Source organism: Priestia sp. AB (genome assembly GCF_028369225.1).
Classification (GTDB): domain Bacteria; phylum Bacillota; class Bacilli; order Bacillales; family Bacillaceae_H; genus Priestia; species Priestia megaterium.
This window is the reverse complement of sequence record NZ_JAQMYN010000009.1, coordinates 97,902-121,937: the sequence shown is the minus strand read 5'-3', so window position 1 is coordinate 121,937 and position 24,036 is coordinate 97,902. Positions and strand designations below refer to the sequence as shown.

At 38.2% G+C, this 24,036-nt stretch carries 23 protein-coding genes; 15 read left to right on the top strand and 8 right to left on the bottom strand.

All coding sequences use genetic code 11. The features are described 5' to 3' along the window. Positions 1 to 6: 6 nt before the first annotated feature. The 3 genes from POF52_RS23315 (at position 7) to POF52_RS23305 (ending at position 3,222) form a co-directional block, all read left to right on the top strand. Positions 7 to 237, top strand: coding sequence for a helix-turn-helix domain-containing protein (locus POF52_RS23315; protein WP_013055062.1), 231 nt, complete (start codon positions 7 to 9; stop codon positions 235 to 237). Positions 238 to 409: 172 nt separating this feature from the next. Further along, a complete protein-coding gene (locus POF52_RS23310; RefSeq protein WP_271995275.1) occupies positions 410 to 1,393 on the top strand; it encodes a BMP family ABC transporter substrate-binding protein in 984 nt (327 codons plus the stop codon). A gap of 23 nt (positions 1,394 to 1,416) precedes the next feature. Then, positions 1,417 to 3,222: an ATP-binding protein gene (locus tag POF52_RS23305; RefSeq protein WP_271995273.1), complete on the top strand. Its 1,806-nt coding sequence runs from the start codon at positions 1,417 to 1,419 to the stop codon at positions 3,220 to 3,222. Between the two features lie 27 nt (positions 3,223 to 3,249). On the opposite strand, the gene map is transcribed toward POF52_RS23305, so the two are convergent. After that, positions 3,250 to 3,996, bottom strand: coding sequence for a type I methionyl aminopeptidase (gene map / locus POF52_RS23300; protein WP_271995271.1), 747 nt, complete (start codon positions 3,994 to 3,996; stop codon positions 3,250 to 3,252). A 333-nt stretch (positions 3,997 to 4,329) separates the two neighbouring features. Between map and POF52_RS23295 the strand changes: the two genes are divergently transcribed. From POF52_RS23295 to POF52_RS23280, 4 genes are all read left to right on the top strand, one after another. Then, complete coding sequence (locus tag POF52_RS23295; RefSeq protein WP_176585532.1) at positions 4,330 to 5,394, top strand: lactonase family protein; 1,065 nt, start codon at positions 4,330 to 4,332, stop codon at positions 5,392 to 5,394. A 252-nt stretch (positions 5,395 to 5,646) separates the two neighbouring features. Next, the gene (locus POF52_RS23290; RefSeq protein ID WP_271995269.1) at positions 5,647 to 6,660 is read left to right on the top strand and encodes a nitronate monooxygenase; all 1,014 of its coding nucleotides are present in this window, start codon (positions 5,647 to 5,649) and stop codon (positions 6,658 to 6,660) included. 63 nt (positions 6,661 to 6,723) lie between these two features. After that, complete coding sequence (locus POF52_RS23285) at positions 6,724 to 7,545, top strand: MerR family transcriptional regulator (protein ID WP_074896836.1); 822 nt, start codon at positions 6,724 to 6,726, stop codon at positions 7,543 to 7,545. A gap of 67 nt (positions 7,546 to 7,612) precedes the next feature. Next, positions 7,613 to 8,833: a multidrug effflux MFS transporter gene (locus tag POF52_RS23280; protein WP_013081465.1), complete on the top strand. Its 1,221-nt coding sequence runs from the start codon at positions 7,613 to 7,615 to the stop codon at positions 8,831 to 8,833. 40 nt (positions 8,834 to 8,873) lie between these two features. Here POF52_RS23280 and POF52_RS23275 read toward each other — a convergent pair whose 3' ends face one another. Then, on the bottom strand, positions 8,874 to 9,527 hold the full coding sequence (locus POF52_RS23275) for a hypothetical protein (RefSeq protein WP_233335219.1): 654 nt from the start codon (positions 9,525 to 9,527) through the stop codon (positions 8,874 to 8,876). Positions 9,528 to 9,741: 214 nt separating this feature from the next. On the opposite strand from POF52_RS23275, the gene POF52_RS23270 reads away from it, so the two are divergent. The 7 genes from POF52_RS23270 (at position 9,742) to POF52_RS23240 (ending at position 16,658) form a co-directional block, all read left to right on the top strand. Next, positions 9,742 to 10,263, top strand: coding sequence for a M15 family metallopeptidase (locus tag POF52_RS23270; RefSeq protein ID WP_034654703.1), 522 nt, complete (start codon positions 9,742 to 9,744; stop codon positions 10,261 to 10,263). Between the two features lie 466 nt (positions 10,264 to 10,729). Further along, positions 10,730 to 11,458, top strand: coding sequence for an amino acid ABC transporter ATP-binding protein (locus POF52_RS23265; protein ID WP_013081468.1), 729 nt, complete (start codon positions 10,730 to 10,732; stop codon positions 11,456 to 11,458). Between the two features lie 21 nt (positions 11,459 to 11,479). Then, positions 11,480 to 12,295 carry a transporter substrate-binding domain-containing protein gene (locus POF52_RS23260; protein WP_013055073.1) on the top strand — a complete coding sequence of 272 codons (816 nt, stop codon included), beginning with the start codon at positions 11,480 to 11,482 and terminating at the stop codon, positions 12,293 to 12,295. Between the two features lie 74 nt (positions 12,296 to 12,369). Next, positions 12,370 to 13,008: an amino acid ABC transporter permease gene (locus POF52_RS23255; protein ID WP_034654709.1), complete on the top strand. Its 639-nt coding sequence runs from the start codon at positions 12,370 to 12,372 to the stop codon at positions 13,006 to 13,008. Positions 13,009 to 13,022: 14 nt separating this feature from the next. Further along, the gene (locus POF52_RS23250) at positions 13,023 to 13,673 is read left to right on the top strand and encodes an amino acid ABC transporter permease (RefSeq protein ID WP_271995262.1); all 651 of its coding nucleotides are present in this window, start codon (positions 13,023 to 13,025) and stop codon (positions 13,671 to 13,673) included. Between the two features lie 223 nt (positions 13,674 to 13,896). Beyond that, the gene (locus tag POF52_RS23245) at positions 13,897 to 15,252 is read left to right on the top strand and encodes an amino acid permease (RefSeq protein WP_271995260.1); all 1,356 of its coding nucleotides are present in this window, start codon (positions 13,897 to 13,899) and stop codon (positions 15,250 to 15,252) included. Between the two features lie 128 nt (positions 15,253 to 15,380). Further along, positions 15,381 to 16,658, top strand: a complete 1,278-nt coding sequence (locus POF52_RS23240) for a DUF445 domain-containing protein (protein ID WP_271995258.1) — start codon at positions 15,381 to 15,383, stop codon at positions 16,656 to 16,658. Positions 16,659 to 16,696: 38 nt separating this feature from the next. On the opposite strand, the gene POF52_RS23235 is transcribed toward POF52_RS23240, so the two are convergent. From POF52_RS23235 to POF52_RS23210, 6 genes are all read right to left on the bottom strand, one after another. Further along, complete coding sequence (locus tag POF52_RS23235; protein WP_271995256.1) at positions 16,697 to 17,236, bottom strand: PepSY domain-containing protein; 540 nt, start codon at positions 17,234 to 17,236, stop codon at positions 16,697 to 16,699. A gap of 133 nt (positions 17,237 to 17,369) precedes the next feature. Continuing rightward, the gene (locus POF52_RS23230) at positions 17,370 to 17,945 is read right to left on the bottom strand and encodes a PepSY domain-containing protein (RefSeq protein WP_013081474.1); all 576 of its coding nucleotides are present in this window, start codon (positions 17,943 to 17,945) and stop codon (positions 17,370 to 17,372) included. A gap of 72 nt (positions 17,946 to 18,017) precedes the next feature. Continuing rightward, the gene (locus POF52_RS23225) at positions 18,018 to 19,364 is read right to left on the bottom strand and encodes a HAMP domain-containing sensor histidine kinase (protein ID WP_271995254.1); all 1,347 of its coding nucleotides are present in this window, start codon (positions 19,362 to 19,364) and stop codon (positions 18,018 to 18,020) included. 3 nt (positions 19,365 to 19,367) lie between these two features. Next, positions 19,368 to 20,099 carry a response regulator transcription factor gene (locus POF52_RS23220; RefSeq protein WP_271995252.1) on the bottom strand — a complete coding sequence of 244 codons (732 nt, stop codon included), beginning with the start codon at positions 20,097 to 20,099 and terminating at the stop codon, positions 19,368 to 19,370. A 42-nt stretch (positions 20,100 to 20,141) separates the two neighbouring features. Continuing rightward, the gene (locus tag POF52_RS23215; RefSeq protein ID WP_074896854.1) at positions 20,142 to 21,896 is read right to left on the bottom strand and encodes a sensor histidine kinase; all 1,755 of its coding nucleotides are present in this window, start codon (positions 21,894 to 21,896) and stop codon (positions 20,142 to 20,144) included. Next, entirely contained in the window at positions 21,893 to 22,618 is a 726-nt protein-coding gene (locus POF52_RS23210; protein WP_074896857.1) for a response regulator transcription factor, read from the bottom strand. Before POF52_RS23210 ends, POF52_RS23215 begins: the two co-directional genes overlap by 4 nt. Before the next feature lie 170 nt (positions 22,619 to 22,788). Between POF52_RS23210 and POF52_RS23205 the strand changes: the two genes are divergently transcribed. Further along, complete coding sequence (locus POF52_RS23205; RefSeq protein ID WP_074896859.1) at positions 22,789 to 24,003, top strand: DUF418 domain-containing protein; 1,215 nt, start codon at positions 22,789 to 22,791, stop codon at positions 24,001 to 24,003. The last annotated feature ends 33 nt before the right edge of the window (positions 24,004 to 24,036 follow it).

Genomic DNA, 24,036 nt, shown 5'->3' with positions numbered 1-24,036 from the left:
AGCAGGATGTATTTAACGATAAAAGAAGCAGCAGAGTATCTATCTTTTCCTGAAGAATATGTGCAGAAATTGATTCAAGAAGGAAAAGTACGAGCTATATTTGATGGTGAAAACTACTTATTAAATAAAGAGCAGTTTAACACCCATTTAGAGCAAATGGAAAAGTACAAAAAACAAATTGAAGAATACTTAAATGAGCCTATCCCTGAAGATATGGACGTAAAAGATGAAGATTGAAGGCAGAAGCAGAAAACAGATGTTTTCTGCTTTTTTCTTTTGAAGTGAAAGTGTTAAAAAAGGTAAGATATGAAAGAAATGTCGAAAAAAGTTGGAATTTCGTTAAAGATGTAGTCTTTTTAGATGCTTTTTTTATATAATGAAAGTATGTTAAACAAAAAGGAGAAGGTCTATGCAACGATCAAGACAGTTAAGGCTGATTTTATTGCTTGCCCTGATTGTTGTCGCTTCGTTTTTAATTATTATTATTTCGAAAACACATGGGATTATAAGTCAGCAAACGACAAAAAAAGTAGAAAATACAAGCGTTGCAATTCTCACCTCTGATGTACTGACGGATCAAAGCTGGGGCAGTCTAGCTTATAAAGGAAAAATCAACATTGAGCAGCAGTATCCTGTTTCGGCTCAAGTTATTAGCGAAGTAAATACGAACCAAAAAATGAAGGAAGCTGCTGAAAAAGTTATTCAAAATGGAACAAAAGTCGTAATTGGACATGGAAGAGAATTTTCTACCGTTTTTACAGAACTAGCTCCTAAGTATCCTCCTGTTCATTTCGTCACCATTCACGGTACTTCAATGTATAAAAACCAAACTGTATATACATTTGATCAAACAAAAATAGAGCACCTGGCAGGCATGGCAGCTGCCATGAAGACAAAAACGAAAAAAATTGGATTACTCGATACATTTGCAAAAGAAAAAAATCCAGGATTTGAAAAAGGAATCAAAGCGTATGATTCATCGATTGCTTTTTATTATCGAGTTGTAAACAGCCGAGACGATGGAGCAAAAGCAGTAAAGCTGCTCCGTGAGTTAAAAGATCAAGGTGTTGATATCGTCTATGCTAAAGGAAATTCGTATAATCAAGAAGTTATTCAAGAAGCAAAAACACAAGGAATGTACGTAATAGGGTATTTAGATGATCAGGCGTACATGGGTAGGTCTGTTATTTTAACCAGCGTGATCAACGATGTTCCTCAAGCTTACAACGTGATTATGAAAGACTATTTCAGTAAAAAAGGTCTTCCATCTGGAGAAGTCAAGCTTGACGCCAGGGATGGTGTTTATAAACTAGCGCCTTTTGGACCGATGTACAGTAAACGGGAAAAACAAATTTTATATTCGAAAGTTAGAATGTCTACACAGCCGAAGTAACTATGAAAAAGAAAGAGATGATTATGAATCAATTATTTCGCAACATGTCATTCCGTAGCCAAATATTAACGATTCTTCTTTTGATTACATTTATGTTAAGCGGGTTCTCTTTAGTTTTAGTGCATGCCATTGATAAAATGAATCATGTAAGCAACGAAATTAAAGATGAAGATGTTCCTCAAATGGTGTGGCTTTCTTATTGGGAAGAGCAGCTGAACATAAAAGAATACATTGTGAAAAATAATCTAAAGAACCCCACTGTCTCTTTGATAGAAGAATATCAATCATATGATACAAGAGTTATTGAAGACAATGAAAAGTATAAGCAGCCTGTGCCAAAATCGTTGATTCCACTGAAGGAAAAAATTGAGCTGCTTGATTTTAAGATTTCTAATAACGTGCAGGGACTGTTGAAGTACGGAGATATAGAGGGAGCAAAAGAGTATCTTAAGAGAAATTATTTGCCGGATCTGCACCAGATAAAAAAAGATATTAATAGTTCAAAAGAAGAGACGGTTGATTCACTTGATACACTATCAGATACACTGTCTGTCATTATTAAAGATTCATTAATTTTACTATTAGTTTTAACCGTAAGTGCTATTATGGCTTCTCTTTATGTTTCTTATCGCATGAGTGCGAGCCTTACGAAACCAATTGAACAAATGATTGAAAAAGTGAATGACATTGCAGACGGAGAATACGGTCTTGTTCTTCAAGACACAAAGCAAATTGAGCTGAAGCAGCTTTCGGCTTCTATCAATCAAATGTCGGTTAGTTTAGAAGATTCATTTTGGAAAATCATTAAAGATAAAGCGTATCGCCAGCAGATTTTAAATTCACTGCCTGTTGGAATTATCACAATGGAAGATGAGACAAATAGTATATTTGCCAATACCTCAGCAAAGCAGTTTTTAGATCTCGACGAAAAGGATATTTGCGGGTATATGGAAGAATGTCCTGAATATAATACTGAATTTTGGAGCATGTTGAATTCGGGAGAAATTCACGAAAATAAAAAAGTGTTATTTGGAACGAAAGATACGTGCTATTGCTTTTTAGTCTCTCAAACGCAGCTGTTTAATGAGAAGAACGAGAGCATCGGAAGAATTTTTTATTTTATTGATATATCGGATACCGAAGAATTAGAAAAGCGAATGCATCAGTCTGAAAAACTTGCCCTGGTTGGAGAAGTGGCAGCCGGAGCTGCTCATGAGATTCGTAATCCTCTTGCCGTGATTCATGGATTTATATCTCTTATGAATCAGTCTCTTTCTGATGAGGAGAAAAAGCGTTTTTACCTGCCTCTGCTTATGAAAGAGCTAGAGAGGATTAATTACATCATCGAAGAAATGCTGTTGTTATCAAAACCAGGGACTCCGGTGATGAAAAAAGTCAGCATGCAGGATATTATTAACGAGCTATTGCCTTTGATTACTCACTCAAGTAAATTTACAGAAAAAGATAAGCTTATCTTTGATGTGAAACTGCAGCCGCATATACTAAAGGTAGATGAAAAACAAATCAAACAAGTTCTTCATAATTTAATTCGAAACAGTATGGAAGCCATGGATGGTGAAGGAGTCATTACAATCTATTCACAGGTTCATGATGATAATTATTGTCTGTATATTGAAGATAATGGAAAAGGAATTCCTTTGCATATGCAGCAGTCGCTGTACCAGCCGTTTTCCACTTCAAAAGATAGCGGAACAGGTCTTGGTCTGCCAATTGCTCAGCGTATTCTAGAAAGCCACAGAGGACAGATTAAATTATTATCTACTTCTTCCCGCGGCACAGTTTTTGTTATTAAACTTCCTCTACATTAAGAAAACAGCCTCAAAAGGGCTGTTTTCTTAATGTGCCGTTAAAATAAGAGGACCGTTTTTCGTAATCGCAAGCGTATGTTCAAATTGAGCGGATAATTTACCATCTGTTGTACGAGCAGTCCAACCGTTTTTATCCATTTTAGAATGCCATGTACCAGCGTTTACCATTGGCTCAATTGTAATAACCATACCTTCTTTTAAACGTGTACCTTTGCCAGCTTTTCCATAGTGAAGAATTGTAGGCGCTTCGTGCATGGTATTTCCAATTCCGTGTCCTGTGAAGTCGCGTACCACAGAGAATTTTTCGCCTTCTACATAGCTTTGAATAGCGTGGCCAATGTCACCTGTGCGATTTCCTGGCTGTGCTTGCTCGATTCCTTTTAAAAGCGCTTCGTATGTAACATCTACTAGACGCTGCGCTTCGCCTGAAATCTCTCCAACGGTATGAGTCCATGCGGAATCTGCTAAGCCTCCGTTTAAATTTACAACCATATCAATGGTTACAATATCCCCGTCTTTTAACGGTTTAGTTGTTGGAAAACCGTGGCAAATTTCATCATTTAAAGAAGCGCACGTTGCATATTGATATCCTTTGTATCCTTTTTGTTCCGGCGTTGCTCCGTGCTTTTCTAAGTACTCTTCAACAAATTTATCAATTTGCATTGTTGTTATACCTGGTTTGATCATTTTAGCGATTTCTTTATGACAAGAAGCTAATAATTTACCTGCTTCGTTCATTAAATTAATTTCGCGTTCACTTTTTAATGTGATCATTGTTGTTCACTCCTTTTTTGATGTAACTTTACGAAAAAAGTTGAGCAGCGGTTATAGCGATGGAAGTCGACTATTCATCAGTTCATTCTTCTTTATTTGAAAATCTAAGAAATACAGGAACCGTCTGCTATTGGGCGATATAAAATCATCCTTAATCATAACGCCCAATGGTAGGAAAATGCAAGATGCAGGCTTTAAAAGGAAGGGTTTGACGATAGGCATGTAGGGAAAACTGATAAATGAACGTTGAATTGGAGCATTCTCTATAACAAATGCGATATGATATAGTAAAATAAATGAAACAAAACAATTCTTTAGGAGGGGTATAGGAAAATGAGTGAACATGGAAAATTTATTGGATTTGCAGGTACATATACAAAAGCAGGCAGTGAAGGTGTCTATACATTTACGTTAGATACGAAGGCTAAAAAGATTGTAGAAGTAAAAGCCGTGGCTAAAATTGAAAATCCTACATACTTAAATGCAAGCAAAGACAACAAACATCTTTATACAGTTATTAAAGAAGGAGAAAAAGGCGGAGTAGCTGCTTTTAAGATTGATCCAAACACAGGGCAATTAAAATTTGTAAACAAACAGCTGCTAGACGGCGCGCCTCCTTGCTACGTTTCAGTGAATGAAGATAATACGCTTGTTTTATCTGCTAATTTTCATAAAGGGAGCGTTGAGACGTATTCTGTTAATGAAGAAACAGGAGAAATTGAATATGTAGCATCCGTAGTGGAACATCCTCATTCAGACCTCAAAAAAGGACAAAAAGGAAAACCACACGTACACTATGCCGATTTTACTCCTGGAGAAAAGCACGTGGCCGTTGTGGACTTAGGTATTGATGAAATCGTGACATATGAAGTGGAAGATAATAAATTGAAGGAAGTCAACAGTCTTTCTACATCTGTTGGTTCGGGCCCTAGACATTTAACGTTCCATCCAAATGGCCGCTATGCCTATGCAATGACAGAATTCAGCTCTGAAGTTTTATTTTTAACTTATGACGAAAGCAAAGGAAGCTTTACTCAACAACAAGCTACTTTAGCGATCCCGGCTGATTTTACAGAAAATAATCAAGGGAGTGCGATCCACATTTCTTCAGACGGCCGCTTTGTCTATGCAGGAAACCGCGGACATAACTCCATTGCAACATTCAAAGTAGATCAGGATTCTGGACAGTTAACATTCGTAGAATGGACAGGAACTGAAGGCGACTGGCCGCGCGATTTTGTTTTGGATCCAACAGAACAATTTATTGTGGCTTCTAATCAAGAAACAGGAAACTTGGTACTGTTTGAAAGAGACCAAGAAAGTGGAAAGCTAACGCTTCTTCAATCTAACGTCACGGTTCCAGAAGCTGTGTGCGTAAAGTTCCTCCACTACAAGTAATCGATGTAGAAAGTCAGACCTGATCCAAAAACAATCAGGTCTGGCTTTCTAAACCTAAGCGGATGTCACTCCCCTTGCGGGGTTAGTGCCATCCGCTTAGGTGAACCTTTGAGGGAATAGTCAGATAGTGCGCGTTCCTTAGCATCATTTATAATCTATCTATATATGGAAGAAAAGCCCTTTTGGAGGGCTTTTTTTTCTGGGATTATAGTAGAATGAAGAGAGAACGCATGAAAGGCTGAGGTGATAAGTGTGGAAAATATATGTGAGTATCCAATTGTACAAGCTCCCATGGCAGGAGGAGTTTCGACGCCTAAACTAGCTGCAGCAGTATCTAATAGCGGAGGGCTAGGGTTTTTAGCTGCGGGATATAAAAGTGCGCGTGAATTGGAGCAGGAAATTATAGAGATGCACTCACTTACGAAAAAACCTTTTGGAGTGAATCTGTTCGTTCCGACAAATGAAAAAATAGCAGTTGATGCACTTGATTGTTACCAAAAAGAACTGTCAAAAGCAGCTGAATATTTGGAGTGTCAAGTTGGTATACCAAAGAATGATGATGATGAATGGAATGCCAAGCTCGACATCATTCAAAAACATCGAGTACCTGCTGTGAGCTTTACATTTGGGTGCCCGAATCGAGAGATTGTAGCAAGTTTAAAAGGAATTGGAAGCCGTGTTTTCGTTACGATTACAACACCTCAAGAAGCCGAAGTGGTTTTGAGAGCAGGAGCGGATGCTCTATGTTTGCAAGGAATTGAAGCCGGCGGCCATCGATCTACTTTTTTAGAGAGTTCGGTGGATTACCCGCTTATGAAATTGCTAAAAGAAGTTCGTTCAATCACTAAAAAGCCATTGATTGCTGCGGGAGGGTTGATGACGGGATCTGACATCAAACGTGTGTTACAAGAAGGAGCTTCTGCCGCTCAGTTAGGTACGGCTTTTATTTGTTGTCCAGAAAGCGGAGCGAGTGCTCTTCATAAAGAAAGCATTCTTCAAAAGCGTTTTAATGAAACAGGTGTCACACGAGCTTTTACAGGGAAACGTGCTAGAGGATTTGTGAATGCCTTTTTTATTTCCTATGATAAATCAGCACCATCCGCCTACCCTCATATTCATTACATGACAAAGCCTATTCGAGCAAAAGCTACACAAATGAATAATTCAGAGTATGCTTCTTTGTGGGCAGGAACTGGATTTACGCTGGCAAAAGAACTGCCTGCACATCTTATTGTGGAAGAGCTTGTACAAGAACTAAATGAATGATGAGAATTAAGGTGTTGCTTGCTTTAAGCGCAGGCAGCTTTACATAAAGAAGGTGAACTTATAGTGCAAAACAAATTTACGATTGGACAAATGGCTAGACTGCATGATATTCCGGTTAAAACACTTCGCTATTATGATGAAATTGGTCTATTTGAGCCTTACGAAGTTGATCCACAAACCGGTTATCGATATTATACGTTAGAACAATTTAAGAAATTAGATATCATTGTCTATTTAAAGCTGATGGGAGTTCCGTTAAAAGAAATTAAAAGAAAGATGGAGCACAGTAGCTTGGATGAATTTATTGAAACTTTAGCGGAATATCAGCAGGTAACAAAAGAAAAAATTCGTCACCTTCAAAGAGTGAATGCGCAGTTAACAACTCGAATGAAGGAATTAGAACAGACGAGACATATTAACCAAATAGGAGCCCCGTTCATCAAACACCTTTCTTCTCGTGAGGTTGTTCAAGTAAAAGCGGAGGTAGGCACGTTAGACGGGACTGAAAGTGTTCTGCGTGATTTAAAAAAGAAAATTAGTCATATTACCCCGATTATGATTGGGAAAGTAGGGTTTATGCTATCGGTAGAAAACACGAAAAAACAACAGTTTACAGATTACGATGGCATTTTTTTATTGGTCGAAAGCGATATTTCTTTTAAGCATGAACTCGTTACGTTAATACCTGAAGGCGATTACGCATCTATTTATATGAGAGAAAAGAGAGATACCACAGGAGTCTATTACGATGCGTTACTGAACTTTATTAAAGCGGAAGGATACAAAGCAGAAGGACCTTTTTTAATTCGGCGAATTGTAGATTCCTTTATTTCTCATCATGAAGAAGAGCGGCTGACTGAAATTCAAATTCGAATTACGTCTTGACTATCCAGTAGCTGGAGGGTTTAAGATGAGACTATTGTAGAACTGCTGAAGGGAGAGACAACAATAGATGAATCAGCAAAGTATTTCCCAAGGAATGTCTTTAAGCCGAGGAAATCGCATTTTATTTATTTTAATTTTGGGTTCACTGAGCGCATTTGGACCGTTATCAATCGATATGTATTTGCCAGCGCTGCCGACGCTTGCGAAAGAATTGCATACTTCAGCTTCTTTAGCGCAGGTCAGTCTGACAGCTTGCTTATTGGGCTTAGCATTTGGGCAAGTGGTCATGGGGCCATTCAGTGATATTCGCGGAAGGAAAAAGCCGCTTGTAGCAGCATTAATCACCTATGCAGTTGCATCTGTTTTATGCGTGTTTGCACCGTCTATTTGGATTTTTATCGTTTTGCGATTTATTCAAGGTATGGCAGGAGCAGCAGGAATGGTTATTTCAAGAGCAAGCGTGCGAGACTTGTTTTCAGGTTCGGATTTAACAAAGTTTTTCTCTATGCTTATGCTCGTAAATGGGTTAGCTCCTATTTTGGCTCCGGTTGCTGGCGGACAGCTGCTGACGATTATGTCGTGGCGAGGAGTATTTGGTGTGCTAGCAGTGATTGGTGCACTAATGTTTTTTGCCGTTTTATTTGGTTTAAAAGAAACGCTTCCGCTCGAACGCCGTAAAGAAGGCGGATTAACAGAAGTACTGCGTACATTTGGCGTATTGCTAAAAGATGGTGTCTTTGTGGGATATGCGCTGGCGCAAGGTTTTATTATGAGTGCCATGTTTGCTTATATTTCAGGTTCTACATTTGTCCTTCAAGACATTTATGGCCTGTCTCCGCAGATGTTCAGCTTTGTTTTTGCTATTAACGGTTTTGGACTCATTATAGCTACTCAAGTGACAGGACGTTTAGCGGGTAAAATAAAAGAAGCTACTCTTCTTATGTATGGGTTGCTTCAAGCAGCTGTTGGAAGCGTGCTTTTAGTGGCCGTGATTGCTACTCACATGTCCGTTATTTTGGTCTGCATCTTGCTTTTCTTTGTAGTATCGAGCGTAGGAATTGTGAACACAACCGTTTTTTCACTCGCTATGGAAAATCAAGCTTCGAACGCGGGAAGTGCTTCAGCGCTTCTAGGGTTGCTTCCGTTCTTGCTCGGAGCAGCCGTAGCTCCTCTTGTTGGTCTTGGAGGAGGGCAAAATGCTCTGCCGATGGGTATTGTGATTATGGTCTGTGATTTATTAGCATTAGGTGTGTACATGACGTTAGTGAGAAGGAAAACTGCATCATAAAAAAGCTACTTGGCTTTCAACAGCCAAGTAGCTTTTTTAGTTATTGAGCTTTGTGCTCGTGATTTTCAAACGGCATTGTAACGCCAAGCTTTTGAATTTCTTTTTTTGCATTTTCCAAAATGGTTTCAGCTTTCGCTTTTGTTTCAGCATCTACCCCGCTTAGGAAATCTTTCTTTTTAGCAGGAAAATTCACGCCAAGTTCCTTTAATTTTGCTTCCGCTTGTTCTTTAGTCAGCGTGCCGTCGCGAAGCTGATCCATAATAGCTTTCGCTTTTTTCTTTGTAGCCGCATCTAAATTGTTAAAAGGACCGCCTTTATGTTCAGGCAAGTTCACGCCAAGTTCCTTTAATTTTGCTTCCGCTTGTTCTTTAGTCAGCGTGCCGTCGCGAAGCTGATCCATAATAGCTTTCGCTTTTTTCTTTGTAGCCGCATCTAAATTGCTGAAGGGGCTGTCTTTGTGCTGAGGCAAGTTTACGCCGAGTTTCTGTAATTTTTCCTGTGCTTTTTTCATAATATCATCAACTTTTTGTTGTGTTGCATCATCCATATTTGTTGTACTGCCATTTGTTCGCTCTACAACTGTTGAAGAGCTTGTTTCATTTTTGCTTGCTGCAAATGCCGTGGAATTTGCAGCTGCCATAACTCCTAGTGTTAAACCGCTTGCCATGATATAACCGAATAGTTTCTTTTTCATGCTGTTGTCACTCCTTAAAAGTTATAGGGGTGTGGTACAGAGCTGTCCACAATTGTTAATGTAACCACCAATAGTGAAAAAATGGTGAAAATAGATAAAAAACGAAAAAATATAGACGTGTGTTGAACACTACGGCTCTTTTATTGGATAACAAAATGAAATTCGATATGATTTTATCTAAACAGCAGCAAAAAAGAATGGAGACTTTATATAGATGAACATTCTTAAAAAATTGGGAATAGCTTTGATAGTTGCGATAGCGGTAAGCCTGGTATTTTTGTTTCGCGATGAGTTAAAGCCTGGTCCAACGCTAGAAGATTTTTCAGGAGCAACTGAGTTGCATCCTGTGGTAGAAGAAAAGAAAAATAAACTTGTTCAACAAGCAAGTGACCAAGGAATCTCAATTGTCATTACGGAAGGTTTCCGTTCAAAAGAAGAACAAGATAAGCTTTATGCAAAAGGCAGGACAGAAGAAGGTAACATTGTTACCTACTCAAAGGGCGGCCAGTCTTATCATAACTATGGACTAGCTATTGATTTTGCTATTCAGTTAAAAGACGGACGAGTTATTTGGGACATGGAATATGACGGTAACAATAACAATCAGTCTGATTGGATGGAGGTTGTAGATATCGCAAAAAATTTAGGATTCGAATGGGGAGGAGATTGGCAAGGTTTTAAAGACTATCCGCATTTTCAAATGAGTCCGGAAAATATAACAAACCGCACACGCTAATAAAGCGTGTGTTTTTTTGAGGGGTGATATAATTTCGCTATATTTATGTCAGAACCTCTAACACGACTTAAGGCTTGTACTTTCTTTTTTTGTTAATTTATAGATACTAGGTTTTTATATATCACTATAACAAAAATGCCGATAGGAAGTTAGTAAGAGGTAGGATTGTAGAGAACTGTTTCATAAAAACGAAAGACAATTCGTATAAAGATACGCGTTAACTAATATAATCTATTGATTAAGCTTATACAAGTACCTTCAGCCTAGCGAACGTATACTTACATATCGGCAGCTACCGACAAAACCTTTTGTTTTTCTAGCATATTTTATTTGAAGATAGTTCATTTCGATTACAAAAAAGAGATAATTTGTCAACTATTGACTTTATTCTAAGGGTAAGAATATAATTTTTAACATATTTTAAAAATTTTTAATATTTAAACTTTTACAGATTAGGAGGGAGAAAATGATTGTTTTTGAGGGAGTGAATAAATATTACGGTGATTTTCACGTACTAAAAGATATCAATTTAACAATTAAAAAAGGCGAAGTAGTCGTTGTAATTGGCCCTTCGGGTTCGGGGAAAAGTACGATGCTGCGCTGCATAAATTATTTAGAAACAATATCTAATGGGCAGTTAATAGTAAATAATATATTGGTTGCGGATAAAAAAACAAATATTAATAAACTGCGCCGCAATATAGGTATGGTGTTTCAGCATTTTTATTTATATCCGCATAAAACAGTTTTAGAAAATATCACTTTAGCACCTATGAAGGTATTGGGACAGTCGTCAGAAGAAGCTAAGAAGACAGCCCTATACTATTTAAATAAAGTCGGAATCGGTGAAAAAGCTAACGCCTACCCGTCCCAGCTTTCAGGCGGCCAGCAGCAGCGTGTAGCTATTGCGAGGGGACTTGCGATGAAACCAGAAATTATGCTTTTTGATGAGCCTACCTCTGCTCTTGATCCAGAAATGATTGGAGAAGTGCTGGATGTCATGAAAACATTGGCTAAAGAAGGAATGACCATGGTAGTTGTAACTCATGAAATGGGGTTTGCAAAAGAAGTAGCGGACCGCATTGTATTTATGGATCAAGGAAAAATCTTAGAAGAGGCAACTCCGGCTGAGTTTTACGAAAACCCGCAAGAAGAAAGGGCACGTTTATTTCTTAGCCGTATTTTAAATCATTAATTGTTTAATAGGGGGAGTAATATGAAGAAATCAAAAACGTTTTTAAAGGCAGCTGTGCTTTCATTAGCAGCGGCTATGATGTTAGCAGCTTGTGGAGGGAAAAGTGAAGAAACGAGTGGATCATCAGCTAAAAAAGATGCGCTCACTGAAATCAAGGACCGAGGAAAAATCGTCATCGGAGTTAAAAATGATACGCGTTTGTTTGGCTTAAAGAATCCAAAGACGGGTGAAGTAGAAGGTTTTGATGTTGATATTTCTAAGCAGCTGGCTAAAGAGATTTTAGGTGATGAAAACAAGGTGGAATTTAAAGAAGTTACGTCTAAAACAAGGGTTCCTCTTCTTCAAAAAGGAGATATTGATGCTGTTGTTGCGACAATGACTATTACAGATGAACGTAAAAAAGAAGTAGACTTTACGGATGTATATTTCCAAGCTGGACAGTCTCTGCTTGTGAAAAAAGGCAGTAAAATTAAAAGCGTTGATGATTTGAAGAAAGGTACTAAAGTGTTGGCTGTTAAAGGATCAACTTCAGCTATTAATATTCGCGAAAAAGCACCAGAGACAACGGTATTAGAATTTGAAAACTATGCAGAAGCATTTACAGCTTTAAAATCTAAGCAAGGAGATGCTTTAACAACTGATGATGCTATTCTTTATGGAATGGCTGATGAAGATCCTTCTTATGAATTGGTAGGAAAGCCGTTCACAGAAGAGCCTTATGGCATTGCTGTGAAAAAAGGAAACAAAGAGCTAGTAGATGCATTAAACGATGCGCTTAAAAAGATAAAAGACTCTGGAAAATATGATGAAATTCACGACAAGTGGATCAAACAATAAGTGTACAGTTTTCTTTTCTCAGGATGAGCAGCATTATGCTCATCCTGCTTGTTTAGTTGAAAGGAGGAAGAAAATTGTTGGATTTTTCAATTCTGACGAACAATATGGATCTTTATTTAGAAGGTTTTAAGTACACCATTATCGCCAGTCTGATTGCTTTAGTGGCCAGTTTTGTACTTGGTACAATCATTGCGGTAATGCGAATAGCCCCTCTCAAAATAGTAAATGTAATTGGTACGGTCTACGTAGAGTTCATTCGTAATATTCCACTTGTGGTTATCGTTTTTTTTATTTTTATCGTGGCGGGAATCAGCGGTACAGCGGCCGGAGTGCTGGGACTAACTATTTATACGGCAGCTTTTATCGCCGAAGCTATACGAGCAGGAATTATGGCGGTTCCAAAAGGGCAACTTGAAGCGGCACGTTCATCCGGCCTTACGTACGGTCAGGCGATGCGATTCATTATATTGCCTCAAGCCATTAAAATCGTCATTCCTCCTCTAGGGAATCAATTTATTAATTTAGTGAAAAACTCATCCGTGTTAGGGATTGTTGCTGGTTTTGACTTAATGTATCAGGCAGATCTTGTTTCCTCTCGAACGTACGTAGTGTTTGATGTGTATATTTTTGTGGCTTTGTTCTATTTAGTTCTAACCATTCCGTTGAGTTTAGGAGTGGGTTATCTTGAGAAACGCCTTGGTAAAGCAAGCTGAAAGGAGTGAAAGTGATGGATTTTATGGGTGCTTATTCTCCCGATCATCTTTCCTTCTTAATGGAAGGATTTTGGGTCACTTTAAAAGTAGCATTCATTTCGATTGTATTAAGTTTTCTTACTGGAAGTATAGTAGGTATTTTAAGGTATGCCCGCATTCCAGTTCTGTCTCATGTACTCGCTTTTATCGTAGAAATTATCCGGAATTTGCCGCTGCTTTTAATCATCTTTTTTACATACTTTGCTTTACCTGAAATCGGAATTGATATGGAAATTACGTCAGCAGCGATTGTGGCCCTCACTGTATTTGAATCTGCTATGATTTCAGAGATTATCCGAAGCGGATTAAAATCAATTGAAAAAGGACAAATCGAAGCGGCGCGATCATCAGGTTTAAATTATTATCAAACGCTTCGTTTCGTTGTGCTGCCCCAAGCTTTGCGGAGAATGGTACCTCCTTTAGTTAGTCAATTTATTTCCTTATTGAAAGATACGTCGCTTGCAGTAGTGATCGCACTTCCAGATTTGCTGCATAACGCTCAAATCATTTACGGCCAGAAACAAAGTTACGTGGTGCCGATGTTTCTAATCATCGCGATGATGTATTTTATTGTAAACTATGCTTTATCCATCATTGCACGAAGACTAGAAGTCAAAAGGGTATAGATACTCTTTTGACTTTATTTTTGGAAAATAAATAACATTGACAATGTATTGATTCAACGCATAAAATGACTAAAGTAACAGTGGTAAAATCAGATCATTTTCATTCATCATAGAGAAGAAAAACAGTGTTGGTTCACCCCCTACTGAATATCCGGTAGGGGTTTTTGCGCAAGAAGTGATTTGGTTAAACTAACACGTAAAATGAACAGAAGGGACGGGCATCATGGAAAAACAAGATCAAAATTTAAAAAAAGGTCTGTTGCCTCGCCATGTGCAGCTCATTGCGCTTGCCGGTATGATTGGGACAGGCATTTTTAAAGGCAGTGCTGATACGCTAGGTATTGCAGGGCCAAGTGTTGTACTGGCGTATTTATTTGGCGGTCTTATCTTATTTATTGTAATGACAGCATTGGCGGAGATGGCAATTGTCTATCCGAATATGAACGTACAAAATTTAGTGCATAAGGCATTCGGTACGCAAACCTCTTTTATTGTAGGGTGGTTGTACTGGGTGAACTGGATTGTCGTGACAGTTGTTGAACTGCTTGCGGGGGGAAGCTTTTTGAAGTTTTGGTTCCCTTCTGTACCTCTTTGGCTCTTAAGCTTTCTCTGTGCAGTGCTGATTGTAGGAATGAATTTATTTCAAGTGAAGTATTACGGAGAAATTGAGTTTTGGTTTGCCGGTATTAAAGTAATTGCTCTTACTGCTTTTATCATTTTGGGAGCTTTCATTTTATTCGTTGTAATTCCAAGTGATGTGCAAAACCCTTGGGCAAATTATACGGCTCATGGAGGCTTTTTCCCTCACGGCATGAGCGGTGTGCTGAGTGCCTTTTTAATTGTAATGTTCTCTTACGGCGGAGCTGAATTAATTGGTGTGGCCGTAACGGAAACAAAAGATGTGAAAAACGTCTTACCGAAAGTGATCAAAGGCACAGTATGGAGAGTGATTGGTTTTTATATTTTGCCTATTTTAATTATTTGCGGCCTTATGCCCTGGAATTCTGTATCCGGACAGGATAGTCCATTTGTCCAAGTTTTTAGTATCACCGGACTGCCGGGTGCGGCTCATATTATGAACTTCGTTTTATTGACGGCCGTTTTATCAGCAGCGAATTCAGGAATGTATGCAACTTCTCGTACGCTCTATGCTATGGCTCAAAGCGGAGAAGCATCAAAGCGCTTCTTGAAAGTTTCGAAAAACGGTATTCCGATTAATGGTTTGATGATTACGGCTGTTTGTATTTTAATGGGTGTGTTTTTAGCGTATAAGACGCCGGATAATGTAATTAGTTATTTAATGACTATTCCGGGTTTCACGATTATTCTTATTTGGGTAAGCATTTGTTTAGCTCAATTAAAGTTGCGTAAAGGGTATAAAGAAAAGCCGTTTTTTGCCTTGAAGTGGTTTCCTTATACAACGCTTTTTGCAACAGCAGCACTGCTTGTTATTTTTGTATCGTTTATGTTTAATAAAAACAATGTGATTGGATCAAGCGTATGTGCAGTTATTCTCGTTGTACTCCTCATTTTTTCATTTATTAATAAAAGTCGAAAAGAAAAAAAGTTTGAAGTATAGCAAAAAGGCAATATACTAGAAAGACGAGGGTAAAAGCTTGTCTTTCTTTTTTTTGCGGAAGTTTCTGTATCACGTTACATATTTCTAGATGAAATGTTTAGTTAAATAAATAAAGGATGAGGACTATAATGGAATCAAATAATGTATTTACAACAAACCCAAAGAAGAAATCAAAGCACTTAGCCGTGATTTCTTTGGCGATTATGGGAGTGGGCTTCGTTGCCACAATGCCTTTTGGTGATTCGATTTGGGGACGTTTGCTTCAAGGCGGGTTCGAAGCTGGATTAGTCGGAGGACTAGCGGATTGGTTTGCTGTTACGGCTCTTTTTCGTCACCCTTTAGGTATTCCTATTCCACACACTGCGTTGCTTCCTAAAAACAGACAGCGTATTACAAGAGGGTTAGTCTCAACGCTTGAAAATGACTGGCTGTCAAAAGAAAGTATTCAAGAAAAAGTAAAAAGAATTGCGTTTACAAAGCGTTTGCTTCCAATTGTTCGAAAAGGTGCTCATTCGGAAACGATTCAAACAAAAGGAACAGCGCTGCTTGTTGATGCCATTAATCGTGTGGATACAGAGAAAGTCGTTCCTATTATTGAAAAAGAGCTTAAATCATCGCTTTCAGTAATAGAGTTAAAGCCTATTGTGCATTCGATTGTTGGAGAAGTGGTAAAAAATCAGTATGATGAAAAAGCGCTTGATGTTCTTTTAAATAAAGGAGAGAGCTGGATTAAAAAAGAAGAAACGCAGTATCAGCTCGGAAGTATTGCTAAAAATGCGCTTGATAATATTGAGCTTGATGGGATTTTACAATTTGCTCTCAAATCATTTCAAAGCATGATTAATGAAGAGAAGCTAGGGTCTATTTTGCAAAATTTATTGCTTTCTATTACAGGGCGTCTTCGTAACGAAGAGGATGAATACCGCCTTGCTTTGGTAAATGGAATTAGAAAAGAGCTGCAAGGCTTGGAGCAGAATGAAGAACTTCTTGAAAAATTAGAAGCATGGAAACAAAAAACGATTAATGAATTAAATGTAACGAATAAATTAACAGAAATCGTCGATAAAATGAAAGCGAAAGTGACAGTATTCATTGAAAGCCCTGAATTTATGAAAAGCTACGCGGTTCCTTACGTAGAGAGCTGGCTGAATGCTCTTGAAAAGGATGCACAGCGTCAAGGAGCAATTGATACGGCTATTCAAAAGCAAATCATGAGCTTTGTAGAAGAGAATCATTCGAAAATTGGACAGCTTGTTCAAGAAAACTTAGATAAATTAGATGATGAAACACTTGTGGATATGATGGAAAACAATGTCGGAAAAGATTTGCAGTGGATTCGAGTGAACGGAGCTCTATGTGGATTCTTGATTGGTATTGTATTAACGGTTATTAAATTAGCGGTGTAAAAAAAGAAGCACGCTCCTTTTGGAGTGTGCTTTTTCTATTAATCATCTAGTTCTACACTGATTACGTCACCGTTTTTGGCATCTACTGAAACAGTTGCTTCACGTTTATCAGCTGTGTCAATTTCAATTTCATATACTAAACGGTTGTTTTCTTGGTCTAGATCCGTTTCATTGACGGTTCCTTTAGCACTCTTTAAAGCTGTTTTTATCGCTTGATCTAATGAAATAGCAGGGGAAATGTTTTGAAGTTCCTCTTCTTTCTCATCTTCATCGTCTTTTTGCTCTTCATCAAATTCAATGATTTTACCGCTGCTGCTGTCAATGTCTACATCGTATTCTTTATTACCTTTTGTGACGTCTACTTCATATTGTTTAACGCCGTCATCTATGGCTAATTGGATATTTGTAATGTCGCCGCCGTCTGTTTTTTGAAGGGCAATGTCTTTTGCCTTTGCTTCTTCAATCGTTGTGGTTTGCTTCTTATCATTGCTTTTGGACTGGTCTGTCATTGCATATGCGCTTGCACCTAATCCACCGACTAGTACTGCACTGGCTAAAACGGTTGTAATAACTTTCATATGTTATGGCCTCCTCGATTTATTGTTAAGACTATCTTAGCCAATGAACTTTAAAGGGAAAGAAGAAGAAGTTTAAAATTTTCTTAGAAATAAATAAAAATAGATAAAAAAAGCACAGCTTTCCGCTGTACTTTTAATCATCGTCAGTTTCATAGGTGATGGAATCTACATGTCCAGAGTAAGCATTGATCATCACTTTAGCTTCTCTTGTTTTAGACTGATCAATTTCGACTTCGTAGAAGGTTTGGCCTTCTTCCTCTTCTATTTCAACTGAGGAAAACGTTCCTTTTACTTTTTGTAAAGCAATGTCTCTTGCTTGTTCCATTGAAATGAGAGGCTCGTCGGATGTAGGAGAAACTGGTGGCTGCTCGCTCTTTTTTTGCTCTTCTTCTATATTATTTTTAGTTTGAGTAGACGTTTGTTTCTCTACTCTTTGTTTGATTAATGACTGGACTTCTCCATTTTCTCCATTTACTGTGATGTGGTATGGAATATCATTTTTAAGCAAAGTGATTCGATAAATCGGTTCATCATCTTTTTGGGAAAAGCTTGCATTTTCAATAGTGCCGCCATATTTTTGCTGAATCATACTGCTGACGTCCGATTCCGATAAAATTGTATCAGGCCGATTCACTGCTTTTGCTATTCCGTAAAAGCAAGCTGAACCAACAGCAAGAAAAATAAGTATAAAAAGCACCGTTTTCTTCATACATTCACCTCCAGTATCTTAAAAAGTAGTATAGCAGGCCATTCTTAAAAATCTCTAAGAAAAGGCGAGAAATCAAAGAGGAAAGGAAACCGTTACTGATGTCCCTTTTCCTTCTTGGCTGTTAATCTCAATACGCCCGCTATGAGCTTCTACAATCTTTCGAGCAATGGATAATCCAAGTCCAGAACCACCGGTTTCTCGATTTCTTGCTTTATCTACGCGAAAAAAGCGTTCATACACGTTTGATAAGTCTTCTTTTGCAATACCAATTCCTTGATCTGTGACCGTAATCATAAAGCTTTCGCTTCTTGTTATGGTTACCTCTACCGCTTTTTCACTATATTTAATGGCATTATCTAAGAGGATGTACAGCAGCTGCTTTAAGCGTTTTTCATCCGCTGTTACGACGGGATGATCCGTTTTTATATTTAAATAAATGGTTCGTTCAAAAGCTCGTTCTAGATGCTTAATTGTTTGGTTACAGACGGCCGCCGCATCTACGTGTTCCATGTGAAGCTCCCGCTGCGACTCATCTTTCGCAAGCACCAGCATTTGAGACGTAAGCTGTTTCATGCGTAAAGACTCAGAGTGAATAGCTTCGATGGCTTCTTCTAAAATATCAGGCCGCTTCATTCCCCATCGTTTTAGCATATTGGCATAGCTTTCTACAACGGTCAGGGGTGTTTTTAATTCATGAGAAGCATCGGATACGAACTGCTCTTGTTTTTTATAGTTTTCCTCTAATAAATCCATCATATTATTGAAGGTGTTGGCCATTTGATCTAACTCATCTTTAGAAGGAGAAGAGAGGTCAATTTTTTTGAATGTGCGAGACACTTGAATTTCTTCCATAGTATGAATAAGAGATTTGATAGGCCGCAAAATAATTTTACTTAAAAGCCGTCCAGCAAATATAGTTGGAATTAATATAACAAGAGAGGCAATGAGCAAGATAAATTTTAATGTCTGCAGAGATTGTTCCACATCTGCCAGTTGTTCCGTGACTTCCAAAGAAACAACTTCACTGTTCGTCCAAATGACAGGGGTGTGTGAAACCGCGTATAGATGGCCGTCCTCTTCTTTGATGCTTGTTTGTTCATTTGAATAATAGGAATAAGGTAAGTCCTGAAGCTCTTTCGTTTGATCCGTAACGGATACAACTAAAGGACTGCCGGATTTAGGTAAAATACGAATCATTCCGTTAGGAGGCAAATAGGCACGAAGCAAATTGGATTGTTTAACCGTCGCACTCGTTTGCTTTAGCCCATTTGTTACATTGCTTGTTTCTGCTTGCAAACGTTCAATTGCGTTGTCTTCCATGGTCTTCTTGAAGATGAAGTAAATCGAACTGTTTGCAATTACTAGCAGAATAAAAAGCAGCGCAGTTGATGTAAGAATAATCTTTGTTTGTAGTTTCATAAGCTACTCCTTCAGCATGTAGCCAACGCCGCGCACTGTTTGAATGTAAGGAGTTGAAAATGAAGCATCAATCTTTTTACGTAAATAACGGATGTATACGTATACAATATTTGTGTCTCCGTAATAATCAAATCCCCAAACGTTTGTAAGAAGCTGTTCAAAGCTCAGCACTTGATTTTTGTTTTGAAGCATATAGACAAGTAAATCATATTCTTTAGGGGTCAGCTCAATAGCTTCATTTTCACGCGTAACTTCTCGCGTTTTTTCGTTAACGACTAAATTGCCTAGTTGAAGAGTGGCTGTTTCTTGTTCAGCAGTCGATGTTGATGCAGGATGGCGAAGCCATACGCGAATGCGGGCAAAAAGCTCTTCAATTTGAAAAGGTTTTGTAATGTAGTCGTTTGCTCCTAAATCCAGTCCGCTTACCTTATCAGGAAGGGCGTCTCGAGCTGTTAATAAGATAACGGGCGTTTGATCATCATTTGCTCGAATGCGACGAAGTACTTCGAGTCCGCTCAGTTCAGGAAGCATCACATCTAAAAGCAGCAAATCCCAATCGTGTTCTTGAAACTCTGCCAATCCTTCTGTTCCAGTGTAAGCCATGCCCGTTTCGTACCCTTCATGTTCAAGCTCGAGCTGAATTAAACGAGCAATTTTGCGCTCATCTTCTACTATTAAAATTCTGCCTTTACTCAACAAAAATTCCCCCTTGTGTCTATGTATAGTTGCGTACATTATAGCACGGAGAGATTGGAGGTGTATAAAAACAGCCGGAGGTTAGTCCGGCTGTTGATCTGCTGAAAGAGGAAGGTGCAAGATAATGGAAGTGCCTTCGTGAAGAGTAGATCTTACTTCGATATGGCCTTTATGAAGTTCACAAATAGCTTTTGCGATGCTCATGCCAAGTCCAGCACCTTCTGTTTTTTCGGTTGTATTTGTGCCGCGGTAATAGCGGTCAAATAAATTTTTCTGCGTTTCTTCATCCATTCCAATTCCATCATCTTGAATCGTAATCAAGACGCGGTCACTTTTTATCGCGGTTGAAATCGTAATGGTAGTGTTCTTAGGGTTATGCTTAATAGCATTAAAAATTAAATTATCAAGCATTCGTTCAAACCAGCGCGGATCAGCTTGAGTAAAAGGTTGAAGAGGAGCTGGCACATAAGAGAAGTGAACATTTTCAATGGTTCGATCGTTAACGAATTTTAAAGCAATATGCTGAAGTAATTGATGAACATCCACTTTTTTTGTTTCTAAAACAACTACGTTATTTTTAAGCTTAAAGGCCAATGAAAAATCTTCTACAAGCTCCACCATGTATTCACTTTTATCACGCAGCGTTTGGCCAATTTCTTTTAACTCTTCTTCGTTCCAATTGTAATGGCCGCTTTCAAGCATATGGCCATATCCTTGAATCGTCGAAAGAGGTGTCCGCAAATCATGGGATATTCCCGTCATCCATTCTTCGCGAGTGGATTCTAGCTGCTTTCGTTCTTTTTCAGCTAAACTAAGTTGCTCCGCCATCTCATAAAAAGCGGTGATTACTTCTGAATATAGGCGATATTGAAAGCGTACTTTTCCATTCTTCCGAAAGACGCGCTTCCGCTCTTTTTCTGTTAGCACTTCTGAATAGTTTCCGCTTCCCATGCGCCCGAGCCAGCTGGTGAAGAGAAGTAAGGGTCCGCCGTAGCGAAAAGCGTTCCAGATTGAAATAGAGATAGTTGCTAAAAGAACTAAAGCAGCAACTATAACTGCGCCAACTACTGTTTTTTTAATAATTGAGTAGTCAGAAATAGTTTGATGTTTGTTAGGGGTATGAAAAACCCATGAATAATTTTTCTTTGAATCATGAAAAATTGTAGCTGTAGATTCATATTTATCTTTTTCTATTTTGCGGGAAATAATGTCTAAAGGCTCATACTGCTGTTTTTTTTGGGACATTCGAAAGGAAGAGACAACTTCGCCTTGGTTATTAATAACTTGCAGAGAAGCACCTTTACTTAATAACTGCTTTTCTAATTGAGGTACTTTTTCCGTTATTGGAAGGCCGCCTTGGCTGTAATTTTTATATAAATCGTATAGCTGGTCTTTTAATTTATTTTTATAGCCTAGTATGTAATATGTGGGTTGTACAAGAAATGTGTCCAGTTCTGTGACGATATGATAGTCTCGAAATTTTTTCTGTTTTTCAATATCGAGAAGTTGAGCAACTGTATAATGCTTAGGGATATTCTTAGGAGTATTGACTTCTCCAATTACATCTCCTTGTTTGTTCAGTACTTGGTACCATAATCCTTCTTGTTTCAACCGTTTTTCTAAATCTGCTGAAATGGTTGCTTTCCCATTTTTAACTGTTGTGTCCGTAGTTAATACGCTAAGTGATCCAGAGGGCAAGTCTCTTTTGATGTCTTGCTTTGTAAGGTAATAGCCTAGAAATATTAAAGCACAAAAAAGAATGCAGCAAACACATGCAATAACTGCGATAAACTGAAATGAAAAATGAAAGGTCAACCTTCTTTTAATTGATTTCATATCGCTTTTCCGTTCACTAATTTATACCCAAGACCTCGTACCGTAACTAAATGTTTTGGACTGCTAGGATTATCTTCGATTCGTTCTCGAATTCTTCGAATATGTACAGTTACTGTATTGTCGTCTACAAACTGATTATATCCCCAGACGGCTTCAAGCAGCTGTGATTTAGAAAGAACAATATTCATATTTTTACAAAAGTGAAGAAGCAATAAAAACACTTGTGCGGGGCAAGAAACCGTTTGACCGTCCACAATGAGTTCTCCTGCCGATTCATCTACAGTAAAACGATCAAACTCATAGCGATTTGAAGATTGTGGTTCCGTTCTTATAGAAGTTCCTTCAGTCAGCGCTTGCTTTCTGCGCAGCCGTGCTTTAATTCGTGCTGCAATTTCTAAAGGATTAAACGGCTTAGTTACGTAGTCGTCTCCTCCCATGGCGAAACCCGTTAGTACATCCAAGTCGGATACTTTGGCTGTTATGAATAAAATATACGCGTTTGAGAGCTCACGAATTTTAGGACAGATATCAAATCCGCTTTGATCGGGAAGCATTACGTCCAACAAAATAATATCAATTGTTTGATTATGTAAAACATCCAGCGCTTCTTGAGCGGTGTGAGCTTTATAAATTTGGTTGAATCCTTCTTTTTTTAATACTGTCTCCAGCATTTTGACGATGGCAATTTCATCATCAACTAGCAATATAGACGCATCTTCCAACGTAAATCACCTCTGTTTCATTTCATACGTATTCGATTTTAGCATAAGAACATTACGAAAAGATTAACAAAATTGGAAAATGTTAAGGAAAAGATAATCTCCTGGTTATTTTCTTGAAAACTTCATTTCATATACTATATGCACAGACACATAGTAAAGGAGTTAAAAGGATGAGTAATGATTTTAGGCGGGTTAAAGTAATTGATAGTATGAGAGGATTCAGCTTGTTTGGTATTTTACTAGCGAATATGCTGATTTTTCAATATGGCATTTACGGAAAGGATATGATTCATCTCTTCTCGCTATCACCAAGTGATTCAGCAGCCTATGTCTTTTTAAAAGTTGCGGTAGAGGAAAGTTTTATGCCGATTTTCACCTTTTTATTTGGCTATTCAATGGTAAAGATGAAAGAAAGCTTAGAAAGAAGGAAGCTAGGCGTAAAAAGGCATTTCTTTCGCCGTTTTCTTCTACTTCTAGGGTTTGGCTTACTGCATGGAGTGTTTTTATGGGAAGGAGATATTCTTACGTTTTACGGAATGATGGGAGTATTTTTACTACTTTTCTTCTTAAAGCGTAAAGCCAAAACACTTTTGGTGTGGGCATCGATTTTGCTGGTCCTTACAGGAGCAGCCGGATACGGTTCATTAAACGATAATATGTATCTTCTTAGTGATAAACAAACGCTTACGACATATGTAAAAGATACGATTCATGTGTATGGAAGCGGAACTTATGAACAGATTAAAGACCACCGTAACAATGTTGATCCGATGAATGTGGCAGGATATAAATTTGCTTTTGCCTTCTTGTTTACACCATTTATAATGGGCGCTTTGTTTTTATTTGGTATGTATGCAGGAAAGAAAAAATGGTTTTACGACGTTTCAGCTAATCAAAAACAGTATGGCCGTTGGGCGGCTGCGCTGATTCCGCTTGGCTTGCTGTTAAAAGGAACTATGTACCTGTGGCCGGATGCTAATTGGGCTGGTTCTACACATATGTTAGGTGGGAGTCTTCTATCTCTTGGTTATATTGCAGGCTTTGCTTGGCTATATGCGAAATACGAGAAGTCATTTTTGATAAAGGCTTTTGAAAGTGTAGGCAGGATATCGCTTAGTAATTATTTAATGCAAACGGTCATATGCACGACGATTTTTTACGGTTATGGATTAGGTTATTTCGGAAAACTCGGCATGATTGCAGGGATTTTTGTCTGCATAGGTATTTACGGAATTCAGCTTATCGGCAGCTATATGTACGTACAAAAATTTCAAACTGGACCGGTGGAGAAGCTACTGCGTATATGGACAAATTTTTCTTGGAGTGGAAAGCCCAAAGAAAAAAAAGCTTTACCGGCGGAAGTAAATCATCCTTTTGTTGGATGATAGCAGTCAAACTTATTTAAAAGGAGATTTTGG